This is a genomic window from Actinophytocola sp. NPDC049390, from assembly GCF_044466355.1.
Taxonomy (GTDB): Bacteria; Actinomycetota; Actinomycetes; order Mycobacteriales; family Pseudonocardiaceae; genus Actinophytocola.
The window spans coordinates 1,446,204-1,462,829 of the sequence record NZ_JBITMQ010000001.1; the positions used below are offsets into that span (position 1 = coordinate 1,446,204).

Consider the following 16,626-nt stretch of genomic DNA (forward strand, 5'->3'; position numbering starts at 1 on the left):
TGCCCCTGGGGTGGCGCCGGGGGCACGGCGGTGGCTTCAGAGGATCTCGGACGGGTCGATGAGGTTGCGGGTGATGGCGACGGCACCGAGCTGGAAGCGGCCGCGGGTGCCGAGGCGTTCGGTGAGCCGGTCGGACAGGCGCCGGACGGTGCGCAGGGAGACCGCCATCCGGCGGGCGGCGGAGGCGTCGGTGTGGCCCTGGGCCCACAGCTTCAGGACGTGCACCTCCTGCGGGGACAGCGAGTCCCGACGGCGCGACGTGCGGTCGGCCAGCGGCTCGGCCTCGGCCCACAGTTTCGCGAAGAGGGTGACGTAGGAACCGACGACGGCGTCGCAGCTGACGACCAGCTCACCCACGACACCGGTGAGGTTGTCGACCGAGACGACGGCATGGCGCTGGTCGAAGATCCGCACGTGCGCGGGCAGCACCGGCAGGGTGCGAATCTCCGCGCCCGCTTCCGCCTCCCGCCGCAGCGCGGCCATCGCCTGCTTGTCGTTGCGGGCGCTGTCCAGCACGATCGAGCGCGCGCTGATGCCACGGGTGAGCAGGTCCTCGTCGACGGTGCGGGCGGTGCCGGGGTCGGTGGCCGTCCGCATCGACAGGCACTCCTCGGCGCACCCGGCAGCCAGTTCGACCGTGCGGGCCCGCACGGTCGGGCCGCCGACGACCCACTCGACGCCCACGGTGTCGTGCCGCTGCCGCCGCCCGACGTTGGCGAGCAGCCGCGCCACCGTCAGCCTGCTGTCCTCGACCTGTTGCTGGTGGCGGGCCAGCTCGCCCTGCTGCCGGGCGAGCAGCGCGGCCAGGCCGAGCTCGGGCTCGATGGCCGTCCAGCCCTCACCGCCGTTCACCCGGGTGACCAGGCCGAGGCTCGCGAGGTGCTCGACGGCGAACCGGACGGTGACCTCGCTCTGCGCCATCAGCTCGGCGAGCGCACCAGCGCTGACACCGGGGTGCTCGTGTACTGCCTGGTAGACGGACTCGGTGGTCGCGTCGAGCGCGAAGCCGGTCGCCGGTCCGGTTTCCATGCGGGGTAACGCCATCAGATCAGGCAGAACGGACATGCTCGATGCCTTTCTCTTCGTGCTGGATCGGTGCCGGCTCGTCGACCGGTGAGGCGGTCCGGCGCATCTGTGACCACTCGGGCCGCATGCCGGGCAGGACGATCGCGGCGAGGTAGAGGCCGCCGGCGATCAGGAGGGAGCCGGTGAGCCCTGACGTGGTGAGCAGCAGGGCCGCGACCGGCCCGCCGAAGGGGATGCCTGCCCACGCGAGCGCGTTGCTGAGCGTGCGCACCCGGCCGAGCAACCGGTCCGGGATGCGTTCGTAGGTGACGGCGCCGACGATCGGGTTGATGAACCCGGAGCCGAGGCCGCCTACGGCGAAGACCGCGAGCACCGCCCACAGCGGCAGACCCATGGCCATGGCGACGAACCGGGGCACGCCGCCGATCACGAAACCGACCATGTAGACGGTGCGGCGGGGGAGCCTGCCGCCGATCGTGGCGGCGACGAGCGCGGCGAGGATCGACGTGGCCGCGAAGACGCTCACGACCAGGCCGACCGTCTCGGCGCCGTGCCCGGATTCGCGGGCCCACACGGGCAGCAGCACCGTGATGAACGCCTGGTCGAGCAGGTTGGTCACGACGACCATGCCGGTGATGGCGCGCAGCAGCCCGTCAGCGCGCAGGAACGTGGCACCAGCCCGCAGTTGGTCGGCGTACCCGCCGACCTCGGTCGTCTTCGGCCGCTCCGGAGTGAGGTCGTCGGTGAGCGCGACGGTGACGATCAGCGCCGCGAACCCGAACAGGCCTGCGGCGAGCCACAGCGCCTCGGCGTTGCCGAGCGCGGCGACGACGAACCCGCCCGCGGCCGGCCCCGCGACGGTGGCGGTGCGCTCGATGGCGGTGGAGAGCCCGGTGCCCCGCTCGATGGGTGCGCCCGCCGCGCGGGTGACCGCCGGGATGAAGACGGACTTTGCGGACCGTGCGGGTCCTTCCGCCGCGCCCGCCACGGCCATGAGCGCCATCAGCGCCCACAGGTGCAGCCCGCCCACGGCGTGCAGCAGGCCGACGACGACCATGACACCCATCGAGACGACATCACCGGCGATCGCGATGCGCCGCGGGCCGATGCGGTCGATGACCGGACCCGCGAGTGCCTGCGCCAGCACGAACGGTGTGATCTGGCAGAAGGCGACGAGACCGGTCTGGGCCACGCTCCCGGTGGAGGAGAGCACGAACCACGGCACCGCGACGAGCAGCAGGCGGTTGGCGGTGAGCGAGACGAGGTCGGCGCCGAGCACCCCGGCGAGCCCGCGCACCGAGCGGGTGCGAGGGGGGCCATCGTTCATGTGGAGCCTCCTTGGTCGAACCGTCCGTGCCGGTCGCGCACCGGCTGGTTCCCGACCTTGCCGGTCGAGATCGACATCCCCCAGGGAAGGACCGGCAACGTCCGTTGCCGGTTCTGCTGCAGGTTCTTCTCTGCCGCCGCCGCGCTCGCGCGGACATGCTGGCGGGGCCGCCATCCGTCCGGCGGCCAGAGCGAAAGGGAACGGCGACGATGTTGATCCTCAGCAACGCCGATGTCCGGCACGTGCTCGACGGCGAGGAGGAGGCCGTGCTCGCCGCGGTGCGCCTGGCCTACGTCGAGCACGAACGTGGCGCGACCGCGGTGCCGGAGTCGTTGTTCCTGCGCTTCCCGGACAACACCCGCGACCGCATCATCGCGTTGCCCGCCTACCTCGGCGGTGCCGAACCGGTCGCCGGCATGAAGTGGATCGCGTCGTTCCCGGGGAACGTGGCGGCAGGCGTGGAACGCGCGTCGGCCGTGGTGGTGCTGAACTCACCGGACACCGGGAGGCCGCTCTGCCTGCTGGAGGGGTCGGTGATCTCGGCCCGGCGAACGGCGGCGAGCGCGGCCCTGGCGTCGGCGACCATGCCGGGCCCGGGCCCCGTGACGGGGGTGACGGTGGTCGGGTGCGGCGTGATCAACACCGAGGTCCTGCGGTTCCTGCGCGCGGTGCACCCGTCGCTGCGCGAGGTGGCCGTGTTCGACCTGAACGCCGACCGGGCAGCGGCGTTCGCCGGGCGGTGCGCGGTCGACCTGGGCCTGGCGGCGACGGTGGTGACCGACCTGGACACCGCCCTCGCGGCCCACCAACTGGTCAGCATCGCGACGACGGCCACCACACCGCACATGGACCTGAGCGCCGTGCGTCCGGGCACACTGGTCCTTCACGTGTCCCTGCGGGACGTCACGGTCGACGGCGTACTGGCAGCGACCAACGTGGTCGACGACCGGGACCACGTGTGCCGTGCGGCGACGTCGGTCCACCTGGCCGAACAGACGGTCGGCCACCGCGACTTCATCCAGTCGACGATCGGTGAGCTGCTGGCCGCCGGGGCGACCCATCCCCGCAGCGGTGAGCGCGTGACACTGTTCTCCCCGTTCGGCTTGGGCGTCCTGGACATGGCGGTGGCGAACCTGGTCTTCCACAGCGCCCGGGCCCGAGGTCTGGGCGTCGATCTCCCGGAGTTCCTGCCGGAGCGGGTACCGGCAGCGGGTTGACCCCGGCCAACCCCAACCCGGCCGTCACGTTGTCACCGTTCGGCTTGTGTGGTCGCCATGTCTCATGGCTCGGGTGTGCGCGGCCCCGTCACCTACACAGTGCGCAAGCGGCTGCAGCTGATCCCCTCGCGCGATCTCAAGCAGGACGAGTTCGACGACCTGGCCGGTTTCAACGGCCTGGACCGTCGCTGTCTTCAACCAGCGGTGGTGCCAACCGGACGGAGCCGGGGCGGATCAGGCGTTGAGGACCTGGTCGCCGGCGGTCCGGAGCATCTCGCCGAGCTGGTGGTCGAGCCACTCCCTGATCGGGCTCTTGATCTCGTCGACCGACTTCCGGGGGAAGCCGAACCAGGCGACCATCTCGTCGATCCAGTCGGAGTCGTTCGAGAGCTGGGTGTACTCGCGCATCTGCTCCGTGATGTGCTGAGCCCCTTCCGCCTCGAAGTCGTGGATCACCTGCTCGAAGCTGTCGTCGACTTTCTCCTTCAACGCGGCGACGCCGGCCAGGAGCCCCTGCTCGAGGCCGGGCACCATGCTCTTCGTCGCCAGCTCGTCGACGAGGTCGGTGAGCACGGCGCTTTTCAGCTTGTCGTAGACCCAGCCGGCCATCCCGCCCGGCCCGGCGAACGCGAGCCCGAGAGCGCTGTCGAGCCCGTCGACGATCATCGACCACGGCAGCTCGACCCGCGCGTCCTCCTCGAACTGGCGCATCTGCGCCGCCCACTGCCCGATCGACGCGGTCGACGAGGCCGCGAACTCGCCGACTGCCTGGTGGAACCACGGCACCTGCTGCTGCACGTTCTGCCGGGCGCGCGTGATCATGTCAGTCTCCACCTCGTTCCAGTCGACGACGGCACCAGGCGTGACGACGATCTCCTCCTCGCTCATGTCGAGGACCTTGACGCCGTCGACCACCCGGTACCGGCTGTCGTCGGTCATCGAAGGGTCATGCGGGTTCCGCGCCATCCGGTCAGCAGCCTGGTCCTCAGCCGTCGGCCGGTAGTCGGTATGGGCAGCGGCGTTGGCCTTCCCCGTGAGAGCCGCCCACGTGTCTCGGCCGATCTTCCCGTCGCGGCTGAGACCCTCGCGCTCCTGGAACGACTTGACCAGGTCTTCCATGGCCTCGTCGAAGACGCCGTCCTGGTCCATGGGCAGCGCCATGCTGCCGGGCGTGATCCAGTACTGGTCGAGGAGCCGTTTGGCGTAGTTGACCCAGTCCGCCTCTGTGGAGCCACGCTTGATGGTGGGCTCGTTCATCGGGATACCTCCGGTGCTTGCCACCCCCGGCTCGAAACACCCGCGATGTTGCCAGCCGACGGATCACACACGACGCCCAACAACGTGACCTATCGGGCGACCGTCGCTGCCCGGTCGCGCACCCGCCGGATCGACACCGCTTCCAGCTTCAGCGCGCGTTGAGCAGGCCAGAGACATTGGCCATGGCGTTGTCGGTGACCACCGCACCTCCATGGTCTCGGGCAGGAAGTCGAGCCGTACACGCGAGCTGGTCGAAGGCCGTGTGCCGGGCGGCGTGTGCGCGGAATGTGCTGGATTTCTGCGGCCGGTTCGCCACCGTTGTGCAGCAGAGGCAATCACGGTTTCGCTGCACAGGGGGCAGGTATGCGTTCCTTCGAGGAATCGCTGCGCCGCGTCGAGGCGCTCGAGCGGGAGGTGGTCGACCGGTTCCGCAACGCGGAGGCCATGCGGGAGGCGACTGAGCGGATCACCGCGACGTCGTCGTCGGCGAGCGGTGCGTTCACGGTGACCGTCGATCACACCGGGGGGGTGATCGACGTCGTCGGCACCGACGCCGTCCGCAAGCTGGCGACCAACCGAATCGGAGCCGCGGTGTTGGAGGCCATCAGGTCGGCGCAGGCCCAGCTACCAGGCCTGCTGCGCGCCGAACTCGGGTCGATCGGCGGCGACCCGGCGATGGCGGTGGTGGTCGAGCGGTACGAGCAGCGGTTCGCGGCCGAGCGCGTCGCGGAGCGGCCGGAACGGCACCTGCCTATCGGGGAGATCGAGGACTAGCCATGCCAGAGGGTTTCGAGGTCGTGATCGACGCGCTGCGGAGTCACGCGAGCGCACTCGGCGAGGTCGGTGACCTGCTCGAAGAGGCGAGTCAGTCCGCAGAGGAGACGCTGCCGTCGGGCGCGTACGGCGTGCTCGGCGAGGCACTCTCGGCGCTGTTGGAGCAACTGGCGGCAAAGGGCCGCGATGCCCTGCTCGCCTCGGTGCAGTGCGCCGACCAGATGGCCTTCGAGGTCTCGACGACGGCGCAGGAGTACCAAGCCGAGGAAGACGACGTCGCCGCGACGATGGACGGGATGCACGGATGACCGGGCCGGGCACCGAACTGAACCGGGGTTCGGATATTTACGAGGCCGCAGGGAAGGCCAGCCAGCACATCCTTGGCGGCAGCTGGTTCACGAAGACCACTGTCCCCCCGGCCATGATCGGGGTGCTCGGCCTGCCCATGCTCCCGACCGTACCCCTGCGCATGGAGCCGCTGCTCGGGTTCGCGGTCGACCTCCTGCAGCCCGTACAGGACATCATCGACGATCTGGCCGGCGATCCCGGCGCGATCATCTCGTTCGGTGACGCCTGGCGGCGGAGCGGAGCCATGGTCGCCGAGGCTGCCACGTTCCTCGACCAGCGGACCGAGGCGGACCTCGCGGAGTGGGAGGGCGAAGCAGCCGACGCCTATCGCGGGTTCGCCGACGTGCGTGTCGACGCGCTGATGGGTATCGGCGTGCTGAACGACACCACCGGCACCCTGGTCGTCCGCGTCGGCGAAGTCGTCGCCGGCGTGCGGCTGCACATCAACGACATCGTCGTGGCGCTGGTCGACTGGCTGATCAGCACGGTCGTTCCCGCGCTCATCGCGGCCGGCACGTATACGAGCGCGATCGTTGCCGAGACGACGTCGGTGATCATGCGGGTCGCGGCCGAGGTGATCAGGATCGTCCAGGCGCTGTTCGCGACGATAGCCGCGCTGGGCGCGACCATCGGGGAGGGAATGGCGCTGCTGGACGCGGCGATGAAGGAGCTCTCCGGTCCCGGCGGCGGTGGTGCCGGGAAGCCCGGCGACCCCGTCGAGGACCCACCCAAGGATCCGCCTGACGACCCACCCGACGATGGCCCGGGTATCGATCTCGGCCCCCTCATCACTTTCGCTTCGGAGCTCCTCGCTGGTCTCGGTGGTGCTCTCGCCGGCCTCGGCAGTGGTCTTGGCGGCCTCGGTACCGCTCTTGGTGCCGCCCTCGCCGGTCTCCTCGCTGGCGTCGGCACTACTACCCTTCTCCCCGAACCGGAGTCCGAGCCGGATTCCGACCCCGGCCCTACTCCCGTACCACAACCCGGCGGTAACCCCGGCCCACAACCCGGCGAACGGCCAGGTGAGAAGCCCGGCCCCGACCCCGGCGGAGACCCCGGCCAGCAACCCGGCGATGAACCTGGCTCCCAGCCAGGCGACCAACCCGGCGAGAAGCCCGGTCCCAACCCCGACGGTGACCCTGGCCCACAACCCGGCGACAACCCGGGCAGCCAACCCGGTTCCCAGCCCGGTCCCAACCCCGGCGGACAGCCCGGTCCGAACCCTGGCGGTCAACCCGGTCCGAACCCCGGCAGCCAACCCGGTTCCCAGCCAGGTCCCAGCCCCGGCGATCAACCCGGTCCGAATCCTGGCGGTCAGCCCGGTCCGAACCCCGGCGGTCAACCCGGCATCGAGGACGGACCGCAGGGCGACCCGGACGGGGAATCCGGCCCCGGCGGCGAACCCGGGTCGGAGCCCGGCGACTCCGAGCCGGGCCACGACCCCGATTCCTGGGACGGGCCGGCGCCGTCGGACGAGCCGCTCGGCGACGGTGCCGATGACGGCGAGCACGACACGTCGACACCACCCGGAGACCGTCCGACCGAGGCGGACCCGATCGACGTCGTCACCGGCGAGATGATCCTGGCCCAGCGCGACATCATGCTGCCGGGCGTGCTGCCGCTGGTGCTGCGCCGGGTGCACGTCTCGTCCTACCGGCACGGCGTCTCGTACGGCCGTTCCTGGGCGTCCACGGTGGACCAGCGGATCGACGTAGCCGATGACCGGGTGGTCTTTGCCTCCGAGGACGGCATGCTGCTGCGGTATTCCAGTCCGGAGCCCGGCACGGACGTCCTGCCAGAGAGGGGGCCGCGGCTGCGGCTCGCCGTAGCCGGAGACGAGCACGTCATCACCGATCCGGCGACCGGCCGCCGCCTGCACTTCTCCGGGCAGAACCGGATCAGGCCGCTGCGGGCGATCACCGACGGGAACGACAACCGGATCGACTTTCTCCGCGACGCCCGTGGAACTCTGACCGAGATCAGGCACTCGGGTGGGTATCGGCTCTCGGTGCGGTCCGACAGCGGCCGGATCACCGCGCTTCGGCTCGGTCCGGACACCGTGATGACCTATGGCTACGACGGGGCCGGCCGGCTCACGGAGGTCGTCAACTCCTCCGGAACGCCGATGCGGTTCACCTACGACGCGAACCGGATCACCGCCTGGGAGGACCGCAACGGCAGTGGGAACCGCTACGACTACGACGAAACCGGTCGCTGCGTGCACACCAGCGGTACCGACAGCTTCCTCGACTACCGGTTTGCCTACGACCGGGAGAACAAGGTCACCACGATCACCGACTCCCTCGGCAACACCAAGGTGTACCACTACAACTCGGCAGGCAGGGTGACCCGCGAGATCGACGCGCTCGGCAACGCGACAGTGTCCGAATGGGACGCTGTCGGCCGAATGGTGGCCAGGACGGATCCCCTCGGCCGGACCACCCGCCGCCGCTTCGACGGCAACGGCAACCCGGTGGAGATCGTGCGGCCGGACGGTGGCGTGACCACCATCGACTACGCGGACAACGGCCGTCCGATCGCGGTCACCGATCCGACCGGTGCGGTGTGGCGCCAGGAGTTCGACGATCGGGGTAACCGGGTCGCGGAGAGCGATCCGACCGGTGCGGTCACCAGGTTCGACCACGACGCCCGAGGCGCGCTCAGCCGGGTCACCGACCCGCTCGGCAACCAGCTGACCATCGAGGCCAATGGTGCTGGCCTTCCGGTCAGGGTCACCGGGTTCGGCGGCGAGACCACGCGCTACGACCACGACGCGTTCGGCCGCATATCGTCCGTTGTGGACAGCGTGGGCGGCGTGACCAGGTTCGGTTGGACGATCGAGGGGCGGCTTGCTGTGCGGACCCGACCGGACGGCGCGACCGAGCGGTGGCGCTACGACGGCCAGGGCAACCAGATCGAGCACGTCGATCCACTCGGCACCGTCAGGCGCACCGACTACACGCACTTCGGCCTGCCCACCTCGGCTGTCGACTCCGACGGCACCCGGCTCGAGTACGGGTACGACACCGAACTCCGGCTGACGACGGTGACCAACCCGGCTGGGCTGGTGTGGCGGTACGAGTACGGCCCGACCGGCAACCTGATCCGGGAGACCGACTACAACGGCCGGGTCACCGGCTACAGCTACGACGCGGCGGGCCAGCTCGTCGAGAAGGTCAACGGAGAAGGCCGGCGCATCCACTACGTGCGGGATCTGCTCGGCAACGTGGTGGAGTCGCGCCGGGACGACGGGGTCACGACGTTCCGGTACGACGCGGTGGGCAGGCTGCTCGCCGCGGCGAACGCGGACTCGGAGCTGTCCTACCGACGGGACGCCCTCGGTCGGGTGATCGCGGAGACGTGTGACGGGCGGACGGTCACCTCCACCTACGACGCGCGCGGCAGGCGCGTGCACCGGCGTACGCCCTCCGGTGTGGACAGTGCATGGGACTACGGCGCGAGAAGCAAGCCGATGGCGTTGCACACGTCCGGTCAGACGCTGCGGTTCGACTACGACATCGCGGGCCGCGAGGTCCGGCGGACTATCGGATCGGCGGTAACGCTGGCCCAGCAGTGGGACGAGAACAACCGGCTGAAGGTCCAGCACCTCACCGTCCGCGGCGAGGACCCCCGCGGTCCGGCGGTGCTCCAGCGCCGTTCCTACGGGTATCGCGCGGACGGGTACCTCGACGCGGTGGTCGACCAGCTGACCGGCGCGCGTCGCTACGAACTCGACGCGGACGGGCGGGTTGAAGCGACGTACCACGACCTCAGCTATGAGCGGTACGCCTACGACGCCAGCGGAAACCTCGCCAACGCCGAACTGCCCGGCCACTCCTCGGACGGCGGGCGGGAGTACCACGGAACGCTGATCCGGCGTTCCGGCCTGAACCGGTACCGGCACGACCGGGAGGGCCGGCTCGTCCTCCGGCAGGAGACCACGACGGCGAGCGCCCCTCGGATCTGGCGTTACGAGTGGAACGACGACGACCGGCTGACCGCCGTCACCACACCGGACGGCCAGTTGTGGCGCTACCGGTACGACCCGCTCGGCAGGCGGACGGCGAAGCTGCGGATCGGGCCGGACGGCACACAGGTCGAGCGGATCGACTTCGTCTGGGACGGTCCACTGCTGGTGGAACAGACGACGGCGACCGCGACGACCACATGGGACTGGCAGCCGGACGGATTCCGGCCACTCACCCAAGCCGAACGGCCGGCAGGCGGCAACGACGCCGCGTTCTACGCCATCGTCACCGATCTCGTCGGCACGCCGACCGAACTGGTCGACGCCGACGGGAACGTCGGTCTCAGCGGCAGGACGACGCTGTGGGGCGAGCCGCTCCGGACCCATGCACCGGCCGACCGGACGCCGCTGCGATTCCCCGGCCAGTACTTCGACGTCGAGACCGGGTTGCACTACAACCTGAACCGGTACTACGACCCCGCGAACGCGCGGTTCACCAGCGAGGACCCGCTCGGCCTCGACCCGGCACCGAACCCACACGCCTACGTGCACAACCCGCTGACCTGGTTCGACCCCTTGGGCCTCGATCCACACGACGACGGTGATCCGGAGTTCACGCCCGAGGAGATCAAGGAGATCGTCAAGTCCGAGGACAACGCCGCCCATCGGCGCGCGATCGACGACGCGGAGCAACTCGCCGAGCTCGCGGGCAAGGCCGGGAGTGCCATCGACTCCATCATGAAACTGGCCGGTAAGGACACTTCGTTCGGGGACGTGGGGGAATGGGTTGCGCGGTTGGGGAAGTACTACTGGGACAGGCGGGGATAGAGGTCTACGTCCGGGATCCGTCGAGCCGGCGGCCGATGGCGTCGGCCTGGGGGTCGCCAAGGTCGGTGTAGATGGCGAGCGCCTCACGCAGGTTCTCCCTCACGGCCGCCGGGTTCCCGGCGGCCGTGAGGGAGTCCGCCCTGCGGCACAGCAGCGAAGCGACCCGGCTGCGGTCGTCGATGGCCTTGCTGATCACCACCGCGTCGCGGTAGGTGACGATTGCTCGCTCGTGATCGCCGGTCGCCTGGTATAGGTCGCCCAGCGTACCGAGGGTGAACCGTTTCGCGTCGCGGTCACCCGCGGCGTCCTGAACCGTCAGTGCGTCCCTGAGGTATCCGACCGCCTCGGCGAACTCCTCTCGTTGCCGGAACACGTCGCCGATGTTGTTCAGCGCCAAACCCTCGCCGCGACGGTCACCGACCTCGCGGAACAACGCGAGCGCGGCGCGATAGCACCGCAGCGCCTCGGTGAACCGGCCGAGGTTGTCGTGGACGACGCCGACGTTGTTCAGATTCCAGGCGGCATCACGGGTGTTGCCCACCCTGGCGAACAACTCCTCGGCCGTCCGGTGGCAGCTGATCGACTCATCCCACTCGTGCAGATCGCTGTACGCGACACCGAGACCGTTCAGCGCGTGCGCCTGCCCGGTCGGGTCACCGGCTTTCGTGGTGGCGTCCAGCGCCCAACGGTGGGTGGCCACCCAGTCGTCCCAGTGCTTGGTCAGGTAGAAGAAGGTCAGCAGTACGAGGGTGAGCCGCCAGGCGATGTCGGCGTGGCCGCGCTCGGCGGCGGCGCGAACGCTGGCGACCAGGTTGAACCGTTCCAGGACGTACCAGGCCATCCCTTCGCCCGCGGTGCGAAACGTCGGCACCATCGAGCGGTCGACCTCGATGTCGTCCACCGGAACCGGACGTGCGTGCGGGTCACACGCCAGGCGTGCGGCCGCCGTGGTGTGCAGGTAGCCGGCCAACAACCGTCGCACGGCGGCGTTCTGCTCGACCGGAGAGTCCTCCCGGCTCCCGCATTCCCTCGCATAACCCCGGAGCAGGTCGTGCAGGCGGTAACGGCCCGGCGTGCTCTCCTGCACGAGGTTCTCGTCGACCAGCTCATCCAGCAGGTCCTCGGCCTGTTCCCGGCCGACCCCGGCGAGCAGAGCCGACGCGCCGACGCAGCATTCGTCACCGTAGTGCAGGCCGAGCCCGCGGAACATGCGCCGCGACTCCGGACTCAGCTCGCGGTAGGACAAGTCGAACGTGGTCCGCACCATCTCCCTGCCCGGGAGCCGGTTCATCTGGCCGCCCTCGACCGCGAGCCGGTCGGCCAGCCCCTTCAGGGACCACTGGGGACGATTGCGCAACTGGCGGGCGACCAGCGCGAGCGCGAGCGGCAACCGACCACACAGATCGGTGATCCGCTTCGCCTGGTCCGCCTCGGCCGTGACCCGCTCCTCTCCGGCGATCGTGGCCAGCAGCGCGACCGCGTCGTCCGTACTCGGCGTGGACAGCCGGATCTGCTGGACGCCGTCCAGGCCGATCAACGCGCGCCTGCTGGTCACCAGGACGAGGCTGGCGGTCGCGCCACCGGGCAACAGCGGCCGCACCTGGTCCGCCGACTCGACATTGTCCAGCAGTACCAACGATTTCTTGCCGGCCAGCCGGTCCCGGTACAGCGCCGAGCGATCTTCTCGCCCAGCCGGAACGAGTTGCTTCGGCACCCCGAGCAGGCTGAGGAAGCTCTCGAGCACCCTCGACGGGTCGACCGGCGACAGCTCGGGATCGAATCCGCGAAGATCGGCCCACAGCTGGATCTCGTCGAACTGCCGCCGGTGCACCAGCTCGTGCGCCGCGTGCACGGCGAACCGCGTCTTGCCGACGCCGGCCATACCCTCCACCGCCGCGACCACGGGGACGCCGACGGCGTTCTCCGCGTGCCGGTACAGCGTACGGAGCTCGTTCTCGCGGCCAGTGAACTCGGCGATGTCCATCGGAAGCTGGCGATGCGCGCTGATCCCGGACACCACCGACCGCGCCGGGGCGAGCGCCGGGTCACCGGCGAGGATCAGCTGCTGCAGCCGGCGCAGTCGCGGACCTGGTTCGATGCCGAGATCGGTCGCCAGCACCGCGCGGGCCTCTCCGAACGCGGCGAGTGCGTCGCCCTGCCGGCCGCAGCGGTACAGCGCGAGCATCAGCAGTTCCCAGAACGGCTCGGCCAACGGGTTCGCGACCGTCAGGGTGCGCAGTTCACCGACGAGCTCCCGATGGCGACCGAGTTCCAGCCGCGCTCGCACGTGTTGTTCCTGGGCGAGCAGGCGGTTCTCGTCCAACGCGGCGATGTCGGCACGCAGGAACGGTCCGAGGGACAGCTCCCGCAGCGCCGCTCCCCGCCACAACCGCAGCGCTTCGCCGAGGTGACGAGCCGCCTCGGCGTTGTCGCCGCTCGCGAGGGCCACGCGGCCGCGGCCGGCGCGCTCGGCGAACGTCTCGAGGTCGAACTCGCCAGGACGAACGGTCAACCGGTAGCCACCCTGAGTGGTGGCCAACCGGTGTCCTTCCGGCCCGAATCCGCGGCGCAGCTTGGCGACGTAGGTCCGCAGATTGGACTCGGCGGCAGGCGGCCGCTCGTCCCACACCGCATCGCAGAGCTGACCGGTGAGCACGGTCTCGTTGGCACGGAGCAGCAGCGCGGCGAGCACCGTGCGCGGCCGGGCACCACCGAGCTCGACCGCGCTACCGTCCAGCTCCGCGGTCAGCTCACCCAGTACACCGAACTCCATGTTGCACTCCTCCGGGGCACGGACAGCGTCCGCACGAAATACGCCTGCCGTGGTCCGAGACCACGGTGTCCATCCCGGCGCACCAGGACAACCGGTTGGGCCCATGTTGGGACGCTGAGACGAGTTCGACGGGCTGACCTGCGGAGACGCCGCCCCATGGGATGGAAATTGTGAAATTTCGGGATGGTGTGGTGTCGCCAGTGGGACACTGCTCCGCAGGAGGTGCGATGACGGGCGGGGATCCTGGGGGCGCGCTGACCGCGGCCCTCGCGGAGCTGAAGCGACGGAGCGGGTTGAGCTACGAGCAGCTGGGCCAGAAGGCCCACCTGAGCCGATCGACCGCGCACCGGTACTGCACGGGGCGTGGTGTGCCGGCGACCTTCGCGCCTGTCGAGGCGATCGCCATCGCGTGCCGTGCCGACCGCGACGAGCTGGCCCGGCTGTACCGCCAGTGGGAGCGCGCCGCCCTCGGCCGTACCACCGCACCGCCCCCGGAGCCGCCCCCCGTGGCCGCGCCGCGGTCACGCCACCGGCGCACCCTGGTCGCGCTCGCCGCTGTCGTCGCGGTGACGGGGCTGCTGCTCGGCGGAGGTGGCGTCGCCGACCCGCCCGCCGAGCGCGCGGAGCCCGGGATCACCGCACCCATGTGGACGACAGCACCTCGGGCGATCGAGCCCGAGTTCGTCGGGGTGACGATCAACTCCAACACCGGGCAGATGCCGGCCTTCGAGGTCGGGACCGTGCGGTTGTGGAACTCGCGCACCCGGTGGCAGAACCTCGAGCCGAAGCGCGGGCAGTTCAACTGGGAGACGATCGAGCGGCTGGTGACCGGCGCGGAGGGCGACGACCTGCCCGTGGTCTTCGTGTTCGGCGGCACACCGGACTGGGCGAGCCCGAACGGTGCGAAGTCGGTCTTCACCGACGGGTCGCGCGCGGCCCCGCCCGACGACCTGGCCGACTGGGAACGCTTCGTGCGCACCGTGGCCGAGAAGTACCGCGGGCGGATCGGGGCCTACGAGCTGTGGGACATGGCCAACCATCCGGACTTCTTCACCGGGTCGATGGCCGAACTGGTGGAGATGACCCGGCTCGCGAGTCAGGCGATCAGGAAGGCCGATCCGGAGGCGGAGGTCGTGTGCCCGTCGATGGGTGACCTGTGGGATCCCGCCATGCTCGACAAGCTGCGGGAGTTCTCCCAGCTGGGCGGCTTCGACCTCTGCGACCGGGGCGCGGTGAAACTGTCCGCCCGCAGGGACATCGACCCGCCGGAAACGATGCTGCCGCTGGCGCGCGAGATCGAGAACGCACTGCACGGCACCGGCATCCGGATGTGGAGCACCGGCTCCGCGTACGACATCAACACCCAGCCGACACTGGACCCCGACCGCGCCGCCGACCACGCGGTCCGATTCTTCCTGTCGGGGCTCTACGCCGGGTACAGCCGCATGTACTTCTACAACTGGGGCAGCGCCAAGATCCCGATCGTGCTGCAGCCGGCGGGCGGACCGCACACGAAGGCCGCCAGCCACGTCGAACGGCTGCACCTGTGGCTGGCCGGCAGCGAGATCCGCTCCTGCGGGCAAGGCCGCGAGGCCGGGCTGCCCGACGACCTCTGGCAGTGCCGGTTCGAGCTGGGCGACAAGGAGTTCCTGATCTGGTGGACCATCGACCAGCGGCTGGAGGTCCCCGCGGCGCCGGGCACCACGTCGGTCGAGGACCTTGACGGGGGCAGCACGTCGGTCGAGGACACGCTCACCGTGACCGGCAGCCCGATCCTGCTCAGACTGGGCTGACCCCGGTCCGGAACCGCGAACTCACCTCCCAGAACCACGAACTCGCGTGCGAGAAGCGCGTGCCCGGAAAAGAACGCGGGAGACCATGGCTGCCCGTCATTGGCCGCCACGGGTGAACCGGGAAGCGTCGGGACCGGCTCACGGTCGCGGGTCGTTGGGGTGCATCGTGCGCTGGACCGATCGGCGTGAGCAGTGCAAGGGTGTCGGTACGTCAGGGGAGCGGTTGTGTGTGGGGCAGGGACCGCGCCAGTGTGGAGAAGTATGGCCAGGGGGACCATGCCTTGACGTCGCCTATCACGTAGAGGCGGCGTTTGGCGCGGCTCACGGCGACGTTCAGCAGGTTGGGTGTGCTCGAAGCCCACCGTCGTGCGCCGGGCTTGTCGGGGTCGCTGCCCAGGACGAACGGCAACGCCGTGGCGATGATCCCGGCCTGTCCACATGAGACGACCCGGCCCAGGTCGCGCGGAGGCGGGGTGCCGTGCCGGAGCTGGGCGAGACGCAACTCCACGGCGACCGCGTCGGTGAGCGCGGGGAGGTGGCCAGACGAACGGCACCGTCCGGCGCCGACCCTGCGGTTCAGCAAGGCCCGGCCCCGTACGTGACCGGCGACTCCACCGGTCACGGCGATCCCACCGGTGATGTGCCCAGCCGGTCGAGTGCGTCCATCGCGTGTGTGGCGGCGTGCGCGACGAAGCCGGACCGTCGCGCCTCTGAACGCAGCCGCACCTGCTCGGCCACGTCCCGAGTCGAATCGCGCGCTCCTTCGCGTTCCCGGTCCGCCGTAGCCCTGCCCCGCGCGGCAGTGTCGGCACGCAAGACTCGGTCCGTGCCCTGGCATCCGGTGGCGTCGGCTACCCGCGGTACGTAGCAGTGCAGTGGCGGAGTGGGCCCGCGGCACGTTTCACGGGCACCGTTCTCGCCGCGTACGAACGCACGGCGGCCACATCGGCGTCATCGGCGACGTCCTTGCGTACCCAGTCGCTGTCGGTACCGCCGCCCCGATAGAGCCATACGTAGTCCCGCTTCAGCCGCGGGTCGGCGGACATGCCCGCGTCCCACGCGCCGTGCGTGTGAATGAACGTCGGCCGGGCCTCCTCGAACACGTGGTCCCGCAACCCGGCCATGTCGCCCGCGCCCCGCAGTTCTGCGATCCGATAGGACGCCAGCCCGGCGAGGTCGATGATCTCGAGCCGCGTCGTGAGCGCCGTGCCGCCGATGTCGGGCAGCAGCAGCGTGCCGTCGTTGACGTTCAGCCGGTCGGCGTAGGCGTCGAACATCTCGCCGTAGCGCTCGGCCACCCGGCACATCGGCACGGTCGG

The 16,626-nt window shown here is 70.2% G+C and carries 10 protein-coding genes and 1 pseudogene; 5 read left to right on the forward strand and 6 right to left on the reverse strand.

Annotation, left to right across the window (positions count from 1 at the left end; genetic code table 11):
- Positions 1–36: 36 nt before the first annotated feature.
- Entirely contained in the window at positions 37–1,065 is a 1,029-nt protein-coding gene (locus ACIBVP_RS06280) for a LuxR C-terminal-related transcriptional regulator (RefSeq protein ID WP_396104883.1), read from the reverse strand.
- Positions 1,049–2,353, reverse strand: coding sequence for an MFS transporter (locus ACIBVP_RS06285; protein ID WP_396104884.1), 1,305 nt, complete (start codon positions 2,351–2,353; stop codon positions 1,049–1,051). Before ACIBVP_RS06285 ends, ACIBVP_RS06280 begins: the two co-directional genes overlap by 17 nt.
- A 209-nt stretch (positions 2,354–2,562) precedes the next feature.
- Between ACIBVP_RS06285 and sbnB the strand changes: the two genes are divergently transcribed.
- Positions 2,563–3,570, forward strand: a complete 1,008-nt coding sequence (gene sbnB / locus ACIBVP_RS06290) for a 2,3-diaminopropionate biosynthesis protein SbnB (protein ID WP_396104885.1) — start codon at positions 2,563–2,565, stop codon at positions 3,568–3,570.
- 234 nt (positions 3,571–3,804) lie between these two features.
- Here sbnB and ACIBVP_RS06295 read toward each other — a convergent pair whose 3' ends face one another.
- Complete coding sequence (locus ACIBVP_RS06295) at positions 3,805–4,827, reverse strand: peptidoglycan-binding protein (RefSeq protein WP_396104886.1); 1,023 nt, start codon at positions 4,825–4,827, stop codon at positions 3,805–3,807.
- A gap of 363 nt (positions 4,828–5,190) precedes the next feature.
- Here ACIBVP_RS06295 and ACIBVP_RS06300 point away from each other — a divergent pair, with 363 nt between their 5' ends.
- From ACIBVP_RS06300 to ACIBVP_RS06310, 3 genes are read left to right on the forward strand one after another with little or no spacing between them, the layout of a single operon-like run.
- Positions 5,191–5,601 carry a hypothetical protein gene (locus ACIBVP_RS06300; protein WP_396104887.1) on the forward strand — a complete coding sequence of 137 codons (411 nt, stop codon included), beginning with the start codon at positions 5,191–5,193 and terminating at the stop codon, positions 5,599–5,601.
- A 2-nt stretch (positions 5,602–5,603) separates the two neighbouring features.
- Positions 5,604–5,909 carry a type VII secretion target gene (locus tag ACIBVP_RS06305; RefSeq protein ID WP_396104888.1) on the forward strand — a complete coding sequence of 102 codons (306 nt, stop codon included), beginning with the start codon at positions 5,604–5,606 and terminating at the stop codon, positions 5,907–5,909.
- Complete coding sequence (locus tag ACIBVP_RS06310) at positions 5,906–10,741, forward strand: RHS repeat-associated core domain-containing protein (RefSeq protein ID WP_396104889.1); 4,836 nt, start codon at positions 5,906–5,908, stop codon at positions 10,739–10,741. Before ACIBVP_RS06305 ends, ACIBVP_RS06310 begins: the two co-directional genes overlap by 4 nt.
- A gap of 4 nt (positions 10,742–10,745) precedes the next feature.
- Here ACIBVP_RS06310 and ACIBVP_RS06315 read toward each other — a convergent pair whose 3' ends face one another.
- Positions 10,746–13,514, reverse strand: a complete 2,769-nt coding sequence (locus ACIBVP_RS06315; protein WP_396104890.1) for a BTAD domain-containing putative transcriptional regulator — start codon at positions 13,512–13,514, stop codon at positions 10,746–10,748.
- 227 nt (positions 13,515–13,741) lie between these two features.
- Between ACIBVP_RS06315 and ACIBVP_RS06320 the strand changes: the two genes are divergently transcribed.
- Complete coding sequence (locus ACIBVP_RS06320) at positions 13,742–15,307, forward strand: helix-turn-helix domain-containing protein (RefSeq protein ID WP_396104891.1); 1,566 nt, start codon at positions 13,742–13,744, stop codon at positions 15,305–15,307.
- 211 nt (positions 15,308–15,518) lie between these two features.
- Here ACIBVP_RS06320 and ACIBVP_RS06325 read toward each other — a convergent pair whose 3' ends face one another.
- Positions 15,519–15,929: a hypothetical protein gene (locus ACIBVP_RS06325; RefSeq protein WP_396104892.1), complete on the reverse strand. Its 411-nt coding sequence runs from the start codon at positions 15,927–15,929 to the stop codon at positions 15,519–15,521.
- A gap of 229 nt (positions 15,930–16,158) precedes the next feature.
- A pseudogene (locus ACIBVP_RS06330) lies at positions 16,159–16,626 on the reverse strand (hypothetical protein); the annotation flags it as partial.